This window comes from Halorubrum tibetense, from assembly GCF_042661865.1.
In the GTDB taxonomy this organism is placed as follows: domain Archaea; phylum Halobacteriota; class Halobacteria; order Halobacteriales; family Haloferacaceae; genus Halorubrum; species Halorubrum tibetense.
In genome coordinates this window covers 1-13,647 of the sequence record NZ_JBHSWW010000050.1, presented here as the reverse complement: position 1 = coordinate 13,647, position 13,647 = coordinate 1, and the positions used below count along the sequence as shown (strand labels likewise).

Below are 13,647 nucleotides of genomic sequence, written 5' to 3'. Positions count from 1 at the left end.
GCCCACACCGCCTCGACGACGTTCTCCCGAGCCGTCTCGCCGAACGTAGCGTCGTGTTGCTCGGCCACGAACGCGGCGGCATCGGCGACGAGCCGCTCGAGGTCGTCGCGAGTGATCCGGCAGGCGGTACCGTCGAGGTCCGCGACTCGACGCGCGAGCGCCTCGGCCATCGCCCGAACCGTCTCGTCGTCCTTGCGCGTGGAGGTCGCCTCGTCGACGAGGGCGTACAGGTCGGTGACGAACACCGAGTCGGACTCTTCTACGCCGTCTTCGCCGTCCGAGTCCCCGTCCCGGCCCTCACGGTCGGTGTCAGTCGCGCCGTCGACGCCGAGTATCGCACCCCACGCGGCGTCGACCGCGTTCTCGCGGACCGTCGATCCGAACGTGCGGCCGGTGTCGTCCTCGACGCCGTCGGCGACGTTGCCGACGATCCGAACCAGCTCGGAGCGCGTCAGGTGGTCGTGGTTCCCCACCGTCTCCGCGACGCCCTCGGCGAACGCGGCGGTCGCCGCCGCGCCCTTGTTGGCGACCGCCGCCTCGATGGCGGTCTCGACGTCGTCAGCGGCCGCCGCGCTGTCCGCGAGTGTCGACCGCGCGGAAGGTGGCGACCAGGCGAGCTCCCGGCCGTAGTACCGGTCACGGAACGCGTCGATGACGCTGTCGGCGGTTTTCTTGCCGACCCGCGTGAACTCCTCTTGGAGGAACCCCGAAAGGGAGTACGACTCCGTCGCCTCCAGCATCTTGATCAATGCGCCGAGCTCGACGCCGTGCGGGTGCGGCCGGATCTCGGAGGTCTCGGCGGGCAGCTCATCCGTCGCACGCTCGAACTTCCACGGCTCGTCGAGTCCCGGTTCGCGCAGCTCGATCCGGGCGTGGGGGTTGACGACGGCGGTGTGTTTGATGTAATCGTGGAGCTGTTGGCGGGCGCGCATGTTCGCCTCCATCTCCAGTTCGATCCGGGTGCCGTGTGGGCGGTCCCAAGAGGTGGTCTCGTCGACGCTGATCTCCGGCTCGTTCGTGTCCGTATCGATGATCAGCTCGAAGTACTGCGCGTCGGACTGCCCCTTCGGCCGGGACGTGATCTTCGCCGGCTGGCCGGAGGTGAGCTGGGAGTAGAGGACCGCCGCGGAGATCCCGATCCCCTGCTGCCCGCGGTTCTGCTCGCGTTTGTGGAACCGCGAGCCGTACAGCAGCTTCCCGAACACCTTCGGGAGCTGTTCTTTCGTGATACCGGGTCCGTTGTCCTCGATCACGAGACGGTAGTAGTCGCCGACCTCCGTGATCTCGACGTAGATGTCGGGGAGAATCCCCGCCTCCTCGGTCGCGTCGAGAGCGTTGTCGACCGCCTCCTTGACGGCGGTGACGAGCCCTCGGGCACCCGAGTCGAACCCGAGCATGTGTTTGTTCTTCTCGAAGAACTCGGCGATGGAGATCTCGCGCTGGCTCTCGGCCAGCTCCTCCGCGATCCCCTCGTCCTCGCCGAGGCTCGACTGGAAGGACGTCATTCGGTAGGCTACCTTCCAGCGACGGGGATAAAAACGAACCGGCAGCGTAGCGAAAGTGGAGCAGCGGATTCCGACCGCTGTGTTGCCAGAGATTCCGCCGTCACATCAGCGACTCGGTGGATCCCACGGCGGGCGGGAGACACTTATCAGTGGGACGCGTTCCGTCGACCGTGATCGAGTTCACCCGGGCGACGTACGACGCCGTCGTGGCGCATGCCCGCGAGGGGGATCCAGCGGAGGTCTGTGGAGTGTTGGTCGGACACCGTGGCACTGACGGGGATCCGAGCGTGGTCACCCGGACGTACGAAACCGAGAACGTCGCCGAGCGGCCGAAAACCCGGTACCGGATCGACCCGGAGGCCCAGCTGGAAGCCATCGAAGCGGCCGAGGGAAACGGACTCGACGTGGTTGGGTTCTATCACTCACACCCCGCGGGACCGCCGTCGCCAAGCGACATCGACATCGGGCGCGCGACGTGGCCCGGCTACTCCTACGTGATCTGCGCGCTGGATGGGTTCCCGTTCGTCGGCTCCTGGCGATGGACTGGGGAGGATCGTCGGTTCGAACAGGAGACGGTCGGGGTGCGCGACGAGGAGTAGGCACGGCCCGAGTCAGGTCGGGGCCGACGGTAACCGCCGGGTAAATGCCCCCCGAGGCCGTAGGGGGGACCGGACCCGATGACACCCGAGCGTACGGACCCCGAGGCGAACCCCGAACCGAACGAGGGAGCCGACGGTCCGCCAGCGGACGGCGACCCCGTCACCCTCGAGGAGATCCCGACGGACCACCCCATCGTGTTGTTCGACGGCGTGTGTAACCTCTGTAACGGCGTCGTCTCCTTCCTGATACCGCGGGATCGGACGGGGCGACTCAGGTTCGCCTCGCTGCAGTCCCCGGTCGGGCAGACGTTGTTGGAACACCACGGTTTCCCGACCGAGGGGTTCGACTCGTTCGTCCTCGTCGACGGGGGCCGGACCTACACCAAATCGAGCGCGGCGATCCGGATCGCGGAGCTGCTGGGTTGGCCGTATCGAGCCGGAACCCTCGGTCGGATCGTGCCGAAGTTCCTCCGCGACCGACTGTACGACGTAGTCGCGAGCAACCGGTACGACTGGTTCGGCCGCAAGGACCAGTGCATGATCCCCGACGAGGACGTCAGCGACCGGTTCCTCTCCTGATCGCCTCCGGTGCGGATCCGATCGAGCCGGGCTCGCCCGTAGATGCCGCGCCGCGACCGATCGCGAAAAGGGTTAGTCCCACACGTCGGTATCGGTGGGTATGCACGCTCGAACGCGCGTCCGAACGGAGGGTCGCTGACGTGGTCGAGGAAGTGACGCCGGCGGAAGTCAACGAACGCGTTTCGGACGGGGACGTCCGCGTGATCGACACCCGGCCGCCGGCGCAGTTCGAACGGGGCCACATTCCCGGCGCGATCAACGTCCCGCTGGGGGAGCTCCCGTCCGAGGTCCCCCGGATGGAGTGGGACGACACCGACGTGGTCTGTGCGTGTCCGATCGGTCAGTCATCCAAACAGGCGGCGATGCTCATCAGCAGCTACGAGGCCGTCGACGACGACGTCCTCGTCGCGAGCATGGCCGGCGGCTACGAGGAGTGGGAGTTCGAACTGGAAACCGGGACGGAACCCGACGCCTGAGGCGGATCATCGCGTGGCCGTCCCTATTGCCCGACGGGCCGTATATAAGTGCTCGCCGAACCGTTCGCGAGCGACCGTGTGTTCATCACACCGCTCGACGGGTCGGATACGAACCGCTCTCGGCGGGGGTACCGGTCACGTGTGAGAGATATACGGGAGGTGAGGGATGCTGTGGTGGCGCGCCCGCGAGGTCGTCGGGCGAGCCCCGACTGCCAAGAGGGACTTCCGGTCCCTCGCTGGAGTTGCGGTCGTCCCGGAGCGAAGCGACGGGCGACCGCGACGAGGCTGGGGAGGCGTGAGGTGCGGTCCCGTTCGCTCCCGCGGTGAACTCGCGTGACTGCCGTCCGGTAGTCGCTGTGCGGGACGAGGGAGAGCAGGTCTCATCGCCGATCCGGTGGAGCCCTCACTGTCGCCGCCGTCGATCCCTTATAAATCCCCTACTGCTCTCAGCTGTTCGCTTATCAATCCCCTTCTTGGCTGGTGTATCCCATACCCGTGCGATCCGCCGTCGTCAGCCGATACGGCGGAGCCACGGCCACTGGTCCGGCCTCTTAGCTGAACCCGTCGACCGTCGCGAGCCGGTCCGATCCGGGAGTCAAGAGATCTCCCAGCAACGAGAGGGTATAAAAGGCGTTCCTCAGAACACGCCGAGGATGAACGCGAGACCCATCGCCACGAGCACCGTAGCGGTCAACAACGGCAGATACGGCGTGTACCGTTCGACCGTCTCCCGGTGACGTTCGTACCCCGCGATCAGCAGCAGCGTCGGAACGAGGATCGCGACGATGACCGCGAGGGAGTACACGAGCATCAGCTCCAAACAGAAGGCGGTCCCGGCGCAGATCGCGAGGATCTGGACCGGCTCCTCGTGAGCGAACCCCAGAAGGAGCGCCGTCCACCCGAGCGCCAGCAACCCCCGATCGGCGTCCGATTCACGGAGATGGCGGTGACCACCGCCGAACAGTCGGTTTCGGATCCGGGTTAACGGTCCACGTGGCGGGGCTTCACCGGAATGGCCGTGCTCGGAGCGGTGCGCGCGCTCGGAGCCGTGGTCAGCGTTGTGCGCGTGGTCGGACTCGTGCGCGTGAGTCTGCGTATGATCGTGATCGGACTCGTGGGCGTGACTGTGATCGTGATCGGACTCGTGGGCGTGGTTGTGCCCCGTTCCGTGCCCACTGCTCCGATATTCGTGGATCCCCAGCAGAATAAGCATGGTCCCCGCGAGATACCGCATCCACGGACCTTCGGCGAACTCCGCGAAGCGGCTGAACCAGAAGTACGCCACCACGAGTGCGACGCTGCTGACGAGATGTCCGACGCCGAGAACGAGCGCTGCGATGGCCCCGTACAGCAACGTCCGCGAACGGCCCAATCCGTAGGTCGCGGCGATCGGCCACCCGTGGTCCGGGAGCACCCCGTGAATAAGCCCGATCGCGACCACGCCGACGACGAGACCGAGATCCATACCGGACCCTCCGTCGAGCCGGTATAAAGACCCTGTTAGCACCGATCCAGGGGGATCGTAATACGTCGATACGGTGGGAAACCACAGCACCCATTCTGTCTCCCTGCGAGTACTACCGTAGACTGATGCGTACCAGCTTCAACATTCCTGACGACGTGCTCGACGAGTTCGATCGGACGTGGCAGGCGGAAGGGTTCGAGTCCCGCTCGCGGGCGGTACGAGAAGCGATGCAGGAGTATATCGAGTCACACACCCAACTGGAAGCGGTGTCGGGGGATGTCACCGCCACGCTTGCGTTCGATTATCGACACGAGGACGTGATCCGCGAGCTCCACGGCGTCCAACACGACTTCCAGGACGTCATCACGACCACGAGCCACACGCACGAGGGGGACTGGTGTCTGGAGACGGTGTTCTGTCGCGGCGAGGCGGCTCGGGTCCGCGAGCTCGTGTATCGGCTTCGCGACTTCGACGCCGTAGGACGGGTGACGGTCCTCTTTCTCCGTTCCTGACTCGGCCAGCAGTGCGGGTACGGCCGATCGGCTCACGGAGCGTCCCGAAGGGTCCGTTCGGCCCGGATCGCCGACAGGTTTCTCCCCGGTGCGTCCCTCCGTTCAGGTATGAGCGATTGGACTGCCGCGGAGATGCCGCGGCTGGACGGGATGACGGTCGTGGTGACCGGCGCGAACAGCGGGCTCGGCTTCGAGGGGACCCGCGAGTTCGCCAGACGGGGCGCGACCGTCGTGATGGCCTGCCGGAGCGTCGAGCGCGGGGAAGACGCCGCCACGGAGCTCCGCGAGACGACACCGGGCGAGCTCGCGCTCGACGTTCGCGAGTGCGACCTGGCCTCGCTCGCGTCCGTCCGCGAGTTCGCCGACGGGATGGTCGCCGACTACGACGCGGTCGATATCCTGTGTAACAACGCCGGCGTGATGGCGATCCCCAGACGTGAGACCGAGGACGGCTTCGAGACGCAGCTCGGGGTGAACCATCTCGGTCACTTCGCACTCACGGGGCGGTTGTTCCCCCTGTTGACCGCCTCGGAGGGGATCGGAGACGAGGCCGAAGCGAGAGTGGTGACCCAGTCGTCGGGCGCACACGAGACGGGCGAGATGGACTTCTCGGACCTCAACTGGGAGGAGTCGTACGGCAAGTGGAAGGCGTACGGCCGGAGCAAGCTCGCGAACCTGCTGTTCGCCTACGAGCTCCAGCGACGGGTCGAGACAGCCACGCCGGACGACGGGTCACCCGCCATCCGGAGCGTCGCCTGTCACCCCGGATACACCGACACGAACCTCCAGATCAGGACCGGCGAGGCAAGCGGGAACCCACTGTTGAAAGCCGGGATGCGCGTCGCCAACGCCGTGTTGGGACAGGACGCCGCGACCGGCGCGGAGCCGATGTTGTACGCCGCGACGGCGGACGTGAGCGGCGGCGCGTACGTCGAACCCGGCGGCCTCATGAACATGCGCGGCCACCCGGTGGTGGGACGCTCGAACGACGCCTCCTACGACCGCGTGGACGCCCGTCGACTCTGGGAGTACTCCGAGGAGGCGACGGGCGTCGAGTTCCCGTTCGAGGGGTGAACTCGGCGTCTGCCCTGCCCTCAATGGAGGGTTCCTTCCCGCACGTGGGCGTCGTAGGCGAACAGCGCGTAGCCGACCGTAACGGGGCGGTATCCGGTCTCCGCCGCGAGCGCGCGGATCGGCTCGATCATCGCGACGTAGTCCGCGGCGTCGAACGACTCTTTACGGCCGTCGAGGTACCCGATCCGCTCTAACGACGCCCACACGCGGGTGTCGACGACCGCGTGTCGGTCGCCGTCGAGTGCGGCCAGCACACACGAAGCGGTCGGCGCTTTGAACCCACGCAGGCCGGCAATGAGCTGGATCTTCGAGAAGTCTCCCTCGACCGTGAGAACGTTCCGCGTCACCTCCCGACACCGCTCTTCGGGGTTGTTTCGCACGTGGTATGCGCTCCGCGTCGACGACTCGTACGCGATGTCGTACAGCTGCTCCCGGGAGAGGCAGCCCTGCTCGCGGTACGTTTCGCCGATCGACTCCAAGCGCTCGGGCAGGACGCCCTGTGTCGACGCGTAGCGGTCGAGGTTCTCGGCGACAAAGGATTCGGGATCGCCCGGGCGGTCGGCCGGCTGATCGACTGGCGGCGCGTCGGCCGAGCGGTCGGCCGAGCGGTCGGCCGATCGTTCAGCGGGTGGATCCTCGGTCATACCGGTCGATCGGTCGGCACGGAAAAAACGGCGGCGATGGACCGCTTCGATCGGTGGAGCCGCTCGAGCGGGTGTGACACTCGGATCGCACCGGTATCGATTGGGCAGTCGCTACGCGGGCAATAATACGCAGGACACGGTTCGAGAACTGTTCGTGCGGTCGGGATCGCCGATTACAGCCGAGTGAGGTTCTTCGCGCGCGGACCCTTGTCCGCTTCCTCGATCTCGAACTCTACCTCTTGGCCTTCCTCGAGGTCCGGGCCGCCGACGTCTTCCATGTGGAAGAACACGTCCTCGTCAGCGTCGTCAGTCTCGATGAATCCGTAACCGCCAGTGTCGTTGAAGAAGTCGACCTTGCCTGTCGCCATCGCACCTGCACAAACGCGTAACCGGGACATAAGTGTTGTGTGTACGGCCACGAGTGGCTTCGGAAAGCCACGAATATCGTGCTTACACACGTTCTACTGTCATTATTCGAGAAATCGAACGTGAACCCGAACCCTCGCCGAGTGTTGCCGGCGAACCCGTCGAGACGACGGTCGTATTCGGGCCCCTGTCGACCACCGTGTAGCACCGAGGTTTGGACGGATCGACGCTTCAGATTTGAAAGTCCCAGTGGGTGAAAAGCAGAGGTATCGTAACCACAATCCGCATGAGTAGGGGGCCCGTAGAACATACATAATGAGCACCCGCACCGCACACCTCGAGATCGGTGGGATGTCCTGCTCGACCTGTTCGGGCACGGTCACGGAAGCCCTCGAATCCCTCGACGGTGTCGAGACGGCGTCGGTCAACTTCGCGACCGACGAGGGAACCGTGGAGTACGACTCCGATCGCGTCGCGCTCGCGGCGGTGTACGACGCCGTGCGTGACGCGGGGTACGACCCGGTCTCCGAGACCGCGACGGTCGGGATCGGCGGGATGTCCTGTTCGACCTGTGCCGCGACCAACGAGGACGCGATCGGCGGGGTCCACGGCGTCATCGACGTCGACGTCAACGCCGCCACCGACGAGGCGCGGGTGGAGTACAACCCGGTCGACACGGACCTCGCTGCCGTGTACGACGCGATCGACGACGCCGGCTTCGATCCGGTTCGGGAGGCGAGTGTAAGTGACGGGGCCGACGGGACGCGTGCCGGCGACCACGCCGGTGGTGGCCGAACGGGCGACGACGCCCGGCAAAGCGCGGCGGAACGGGAGCTCGCCCGCCAGCGACGCCTCGTCATCGGCGGCGGCGTCCTCACCGTTCCGTTCTGGTACCTGATGGGCGGGATGTTCGGGCTGTACGGGGTCCCCGAGTCGCTCGCCGGCGTCGAGATGGGGTGGATCGAGTTCGCGGTCGCGACGGTGCTGATGGGGACGCTCGGAAAGGAGTTCCTCGCCGGTGCGTGGCGCGCGTGGTCGAACGCCCGCGACGTCAACATGGACACGCTGGTGGCGATCGGCACCTCCGCCGGCTATCTGTTCAGCACGGCCGTCCTCCTCGGCCCGCTCGTCGGCTACCCCCTCGTCGGGGACTTCTACTTCGAGGCGGTCGCGTTCATCCTCTGGTTCATCACCGTCGGCAACTGGTTGGAGGCGCGCTCGAAGGCCCGCGCGAGCGACGCGCTCCGCGAGCTCCTCCGGATGAGCGCCGACGAAGCCACACTCGTCGACGACGACGGCACCGAGCGAACGGTTTCCGCCGACGAGATCCGGGTCGGCGACACGATGAAGATACGACCGGGGGAGAAGGTTCCCACCGACGGCGTCGTGATCGACGGCGAGAGCGCAGTCGACGAGTCGATGCTCACCGGCGAATCGGTCCCGGTCGAGAAGGGACCGGGCGACGAGGTGGTTGGCGCGACCGTCAACGAGAACGGCGTGCTCGTCGTCGAGGCGACGAAGGTCGGGAAGGACACCGCGATCCAGCAGATCGTCGAGCGGGTTCGCGAGGCGCAGTCGCGCCAGCCGGACATCCAGCGACTCGTCGACAGGGTATCGGGCGTGTTCGTTCCGGTCGTCATCGCCAACGCGCTGTTGTGGGCGGCCGTGTGGGCGCTGTTCCCCGAGACGCTCGCCGCGTTCGTGAACTGGCTCCCGCTGTGGACGCCGGTCGGCGGCGGCCCGGTCGCCGGCGGCGTGAGCGTCCTGGAGTTCTCGATGGTGGTGTTCGCCTCCGCGGTGCTCATCGCGTGTCCCTGCGCGCTGGGGTTGGCCACCCCGGCGGCGACGATGGTCGGTTCGACCATCGCCGCGACCAACGGCGTCCTGTTCAAGGGCGGTGATATCCTGGAGCGCGTCCGCGACGTCGACGTCGTCGTGTTCGACAAGACCGGCACGCTCACCCACGGCGAGATGGCGCTGACGGACGTGGTCCCGTTCGATGACGGCGAGCCGGTTCCCGATCGAACGATGGGATCGGAGGCTCCGGACGCGACCCCCGACGGCGGCGTCGCCGTCGGAGACCATGACGACCCGGCGGTCGACGACCCCGCGATCGACGATCCGACGGCCGACGATCCGATGGCTGACGACCCCGTCACGGAACCGGTTACGGACGCCGAAGCGCGACTCCTCCGGGCGGCCGCGGCCGCCGAGTCCGGCAGCGAACACCCGCTCGGCCGAGCGATCGTGGAGGGGGCCCGTGAGCGTGGAATCTCGATCGAGGACCCCGACGCGTTCGAGAACGTCCCCGGCCACGGGATCGAGGCGACGATGCCCGTCGGCGAGGTGCTCGTCGGAAACCGGGCGCTGCTCCGGGAACACGGCATCGACCTCGCGTCCGCGGAGGCGACGATGGAACGGCTCGAACGCGAGGGGAAGACCGCGATGCTCGTCGCCGTCGACGGCGAGCTGGTCGGCGTGCTCGCGACCGCGGACACCGTCCGCGAGAGCGCCCGCGAGACCGTCCAGGAGCTCCGCGACCGAGGTATTCGGGTGTCGATGCTCACCGGGGACAACGAGCGGACTGCCCGCGCCGTGGCCGAGCAGGTCGGGATCGATCCGGACCGGGTGCGCGCAGAGGTCCTCCCCGAAGACAAGGCGGACGCGATCGACGCGATCCAGGCGGACGGAAGCCGCGCGGTGATGGTGGGCGACGGCGTCAACGATGCGCCCGCGCTCACGACCGCGCACGTCGGGATCGCCATCGGCTCGGGGACGGACGTGGCGATCGAGTCCGCGGACGTGACGCTGATGCGTGACGACCCGCGGGACGTGTTGAAGGCGCTCCGGATCTCGGAGGCGACGATCACGAAGGTACGACAGAACCTGTTCTGGGCGTTCGCATACAACGCGACGCTGATCCCGGTCGCGTCGCTCGGGCTGTTGAACCCGGCGCTCGCCGGGTTCGCGATGGCCGGCTCCTCGGTGTCGGTGATGACGAACAGTCTCGCGTTCCGCCGCTGGACTCCCGATTCTGATTACCACTTCCTGCTCGCACGGCCGTTCTACCGGCTGTTCGGGTGAGAACGGCGATCAGCCGAGGGTCGTCACTCCCGCGTCGCCGTCGGGCCTTCGAGCCGTCACTCCCGCGTCGCCGTCGGGCCTTCGAGCCCCCGGAGGACCGCCGCGGTCGTCCGGATCCCGTTCTCGAAACAGTCCAGGTCCAGATGCTCGTTCGGCGAGTGGTTCCCTTGGTCGTGGTTGGCGTACGGGACGACCAGTATCGGGACGTCGGAGAGCGCGTCCAACGTTCGGAAGTAGGCGGCCGGAAGGCTCCCGCCGAGCACCGGCAGCTCGATCGGTGACGCTCCCCAGACGGACTCGAGCGCGTCCGCAACGACCGTCGCTTCGGGGGCGTCGACCGGCGTTTTCACGGGCGGGAACGTGCTCCGCTTCGTGACCGTCAACTCCGGGTTCACTGCCAACAGGTGGTCACGGATCGCCTCGAACACCGCGTCCGGGACCTGGTTCGGAACCAACCGACAGTCGAGCTTCGCGGACGCCTCGTTCGGCAGAACCGTTTTCATCCCCTCGCCTTGGTATCCCCCGGAAAGCCCGTTTATCGTCATGGTCGGGCGCGTGAGCAGCTGCTCGTAGTACGGTACCTCGCCGGCGAGCCGCGAGAGGCCGAGCTCCTCGCGGATCTCGTCGCCATCGTCGGGGATCGCGGCCACCAGCTCGCGGTCGCCGTCGGTTACCTCGATCCCGTCGTGAAAGCCGTCAACGGTGATCTCGTCGGTTCCATCGGCCCGCATCGACGAGAGCCCCGCGACGAGCTCGTTCGTCGCCGCCGGAACCGGCCCCCCGAAGTTGCCCGAGTGGAGGTCCGTGTTCGCCGTTCGGCATTCGACCTCGAACGCGAGCACGCCGCGGTTACCGTAGATGAGCGTCGGGACGCCCCGTCTGCCGGCCCCGGAGTCGTCCCCCGTCGTCCCGGAGTTGTCCCCCATCGCCCCGGAGTCGCCCGTACTCGCTTCGTCGCCGTCGAGAACGGGCCGGGCAACCGCGTGTCGCGGGCCGTCGGCGACGTACACGAGGTCGACATCGGCGAGTACGTCCGGGTCGTCGCGGAGATACGCCCGGAATCCGGCGCTCCCGCTCTCCTCCCCGCCCTCGATCAGGAGCTTCACCCGGACGTCGGGCACGGCGTCCGCGGCGCGGAGGGCATCGACGGCGAACGCGTGTGCGATGAACTGTCCCTTGTTGTCGCCGGCACCGCGGGCGTATATCGCGCCGTCGCGAACGGTCGGCTCGAAGGCGGGCGAGTCCCACTCGTCGGGATCGCCGGGCGGCTGGACGTCGTAATGGCCGTAGAACAGTACCGTCGGCACGTCCGCTCCGGGTTCCCGTCCCGCCCCGTCACGAGCGTCGGCCCCGGCGGGGTCGAACTCGGCGTACACCAGCGGATGCCGGTCCGTTTCGACCCGCGTCGCCCGGAACCCGGCAGCCTCGACCGTGTCGACCACGAGAGCCGCGGCGGCGTCCATCCCCTCCCCGGTCGTCGAGACGCTCGGCTGGGCCAACAGGTCGAACAGCCGCTCGCGGTACCCGTCGAGCCGGTCGTCTATCACGTCGCTGATCGCGCGGTCGTGGCTCATGGTCGCGAGGCCGCGGGCGACCCTCCTCGTCCTTGTGGTTGCGGCATAGCAGAACGACGAAGCGACCCGGTGTCGCGGACCGACGGGGAACGCGGAGTCGACCCGATCGTTCACCGAAACGACAAGGTGACCCCGGCTCGAACCGGTTCACATGGATACCCTCCTGGTCGTCGGCGGTAGCGGGTTCATCGGGCGGGCGATCTGCCGGCTCGCGGTCCGCGAGGGCCACGAGGTCCGGAGCGTTTCGCGGGGCGGGCGTCCCGAGACGGACGCCCCGTGGGCCGACGAGGTCTCGTGGACCAGCGCGGACCTGTTCCGACCCGACGCGTGGCGCGGCCGGCTCGACGGCGTCGACGCGGTCGTCCACTCCGTCGGGATCATCTCCGAGTCGGCCACCGCGGGGGTGACGTTCGAGCGCGTCAACGGGGACAGCGCGATCATCACGGCGCTGGAGGCGGAGCGGGCGAGCGTCGACACGTTCGTCTTCTGCTCCTCCTCGGTGAAGCCGCCCGGCGTCCGGAACGCGTACCTGACAGCGAAACGCCGGGCGGAAACCGCGATCGCCGACCTCGACGTCGACAACGTGACGATCCGGCCCGGCCCGGTGTACGGCCCCGAACAGCCGCATTTCCCAACGCCCGTGAACACGCTGTTACGGTTCATCGCCTCCGTCGACCCGCTGGCCGACCGGTTGGGCGAATCGCGTCCACTCCACGTCGACACGGTCGCGCGGGCCGCGTATCGGACCGCGCTCGATCCCGGGGAGTCGCTGCTCGACGTCGACGACATCCGGACGCTGGGGCGGTAGCAGCGGACCTCGCCGGTGGTCGGGACCCGTTCGGCAGTCGCAGCTCCCGCACCCACGTTCCGTTCGCCGCTTCCTTCCCAACCCGTGCCGCCGCCTCCCGAAGCGTTAGGGGGGTCCCACCCTACAACGCTGACGGAGCCGACCGTGGGCAACGACGACGCGCGGGTCGACATGACGACGGGGGCGATACCGCCGAGGCTGTTCAGCCTCGCGTGGCCGCTCGTCCTCGGAAACCTGCTCCAGACGCTGTACAACCTCGCGGACATGTTCTGGGTCGGCCGGGTGAGCACGGAGGCGGTCGCGGCCGTCTCGCTCATGTTCCCGCTGTCGTGGCTGTTCGTCTCGACCGCGATGGGACTCACGGCGGCGACGATCGCCCTCGTCTCGCAGTACGTCGGTGCCGGCGATGACCGCCGTGCCGACGAGGTCGTCGCCCAGACCGTGTTGCTCGCGACGGTCGTGTCCGTCGTCCTCGCGCTCGTCGGGTTCGCGACCCGTCACTGGCTGTTGTACTGGATCGGCGCGCGCGACGCGGTGTTCGTCGAGGCGCTCGCGTACATCGAGGTGATCTTCTTGACCCTCCCGCTCACCTTCCTCTTTTTCGCGTTCCGGTCTTCACTACAGGGAGCCGGCGACACGAAAACCGCGATGTGGCTGGTGGCGATCTCGGCGGGGATCAACATCGTCATCGATCCCTTCTTCATCCTCGGCTGGGGGCCCTTCCCCGCGCTCGGGACGCAGGGGGCCGCGGTCGCGACGCTTTTGGCCCGGCTGTTCGCCACCGCGATCGGGATCTGGATCCTGCTCAAGGGTGACTGGGGTGTGAAGCTGTACGTCCGTGATCTGAAGCCGAACCCGATGCTGTTACGGAAGCTGATAGACGTCGGCTACCCCGCGACGCTCGACGGGTGGGCGCGGTCGTTCGCGGCGGTCGCGATGGCCGCGCTCGTCGCGCGCTTCG

General features: G+C 67.5%; 13 protein-coding genes. 8 read left to right on the top strand and 5 right to left on the bottom strand.

What is annotated here, in order from left to right; all coding sequences use genetic code 11:
• Positions 1-1,505 (bottom strand): DNA topoisomerase VI subunit B (locus ACFQEU_RS05550; protein WP_379780080.1); only part of this gene is annotated, 1,505 nt, incomplete at its 3' end.
• A gap of 170 nt (positions 1,506-1,675) precedes the next feature.
• On the opposite strand from ACFQEU_RS05550, the gene ACFQEU_RS05545 reads away from it, so the two are divergent.
• From ACFQEU_RS05545 to ACFQEU_RS05535, 3 genes are all read left to right on the top strand, one after another.
• Entirely contained in the window at positions 1,676-2,104 is a 429-nt protein-coding gene (locus tag ACFQEU_RS05545) for a desampylase (protein ID WP_379780084.1), read from the top strand.
• A gap of 78 nt (positions 2,105-2,182) precedes the next feature.
• The gene (locus ACFQEU_RS05540; protein WP_379780078.1) at positions 2,183-2,683 is read left to right on the top strand and encodes a thiol-disulfide oxidoreductase DCC family protein; all 501 of its coding nucleotides are present in this window, start codon (positions 2,183-2,185) and stop codon (positions 2,681-2,683) included.
• Positions 2,684-2,823: 140 nt separating this feature from the next.
• Positions 2,824-3,159 (top strand): rhodanese-like domain-containing protein, encoded by a 336-nt coding sequence (locus tag ACFQEU_RS05535; RefSeq protein ID WP_379780075.1) that lies wholly within the window; start codon positions 2,824-2,826, stop codon positions 3,157-3,159.
• 637 nt (positions 3,160-3,796) lie between these two features.
• Here ACFQEU_RS05535 and ACFQEU_RS05530 read toward each other — a convergent pair.
• Complete coding sequence (locus ACFQEU_RS05530) at positions 3,797-4,624, bottom strand: sulfite exporter TauE/SafE family protein (RefSeq protein ID WP_379780074.1); 828 nt, start codon at positions 4,622-4,624, stop codon at positions 3,797-3,799.
• A 125-nt stretch (positions 4,625-4,749) separates the two neighbouring features.
• Here ACFQEU_RS05530 and ACFQEU_RS05525 point away from each other — a divergent pair, with 125 nt between their 5' ends.
• Positions 4,750-5,136: a CopG family ribbon-helix-helix protein gene (locus tag ACFQEU_RS05525; protein ID WP_379780072.1), complete on the top strand. Its 387-nt coding sequence runs from the start codon at positions 4,750-4,752 to the stop codon at positions 5,134-5,136.
• A gap of 108 nt (positions 5,137-5,244) precedes the next feature.
• Positions 5,245-6,210: an oxidoreductase gene (locus ACFQEU_RS05520; protein ID WP_379780070.1), complete on the top strand. Its 966-nt coding sequence runs from the start codon at positions 5,245-5,247 to the stop codon at positions 6,208-6,210.
• 20 nt (positions 6,211-6,230) lie between these two features.
• On the opposite strand, the gene ACFQEU_RS05515 is transcribed toward ACFQEU_RS05520, so the two are convergent.
• Both ACFQEU_RS05515 and ACFQEU_RS05510 read right to left on the bottom strand, forming a co-directional pair.
• On the bottom strand, positions 6,231-6,854 hold the full coding sequence (locus ACFQEU_RS05515; RefSeq protein ID WP_379780068.1) for a hypothetical protein: 624 nt from the start codon (positions 6,852-6,854) through the stop codon (positions 6,231-6,233).
• 173 nt (positions 6,855-7,027) lie between these two features.
• Complete coding sequence (locus ACFQEU_RS05510) at positions 7,028-7,222, bottom strand: cold-shock protein (protein WP_095635894.1); 195 nt, start codon at positions 7,220-7,222, stop codon at positions 7,028-7,030.
• 313 nt (positions 7,223-7,535) lie between these two features.
• Here ACFQEU_RS05510 and ACFQEU_RS05505 point away from each other — a divergent pair, with 313 nt between their 5' ends.
• Positions 7,536-10,304 carry a heavy metal translocating P-type ATPase gene (locus tag ACFQEU_RS05505; RefSeq protein WP_379780066.1) on the top strand — a complete coding sequence of 923 codons (2,769 nt, stop codon included), beginning with the start codon at positions 7,536-7,538 and terminating at the stop codon, positions 10,302-10,304.
• Positions 10,305-10,360: 56 nt separating this feature from the next.
• Here ACFQEU_RS05505 and ACFQEU_RS05500 read toward each other — a convergent pair whose 3' ends face one another.
• Positions 10,361-11,878, bottom strand: coding sequence for a M20/M25/M40 family metallo-hydrolase (locus ACFQEU_RS05500; protein ID WP_379780064.1), 1,518 nt, complete (start codon positions 11,876-11,878; stop codon positions 10,361-10,363).
• 151 nt (positions 11,879-12,029) lie between these two features.
• Between ACFQEU_RS05500 and ACFQEU_RS05495 the strand changes: the two genes are divergently transcribed.
• Together ACFQEU_RS05495 and ACFQEU_RS05490 are read left to right on the top strand one after the other, a co-directional pair.
• On the top strand, positions 12,030-12,686 hold the full coding sequence (locus ACFQEU_RS05495) for an NAD-dependent epimerase/dehydratase family protein (protein ID WP_379780061.1): 657 nt from the start codon (positions 12,030-12,032) through the stop codon (positions 12,684-12,686).
• Positions 12,687-12,857: 171 nt separating this feature from the next.
• The coding region (locus ACFQEU_RS05490) for an MATE family efflux transporter (protein ID WP_379780082.1) at positions 12,858-13,647 on the top strand (790 nt) is incomplete at its 3' end.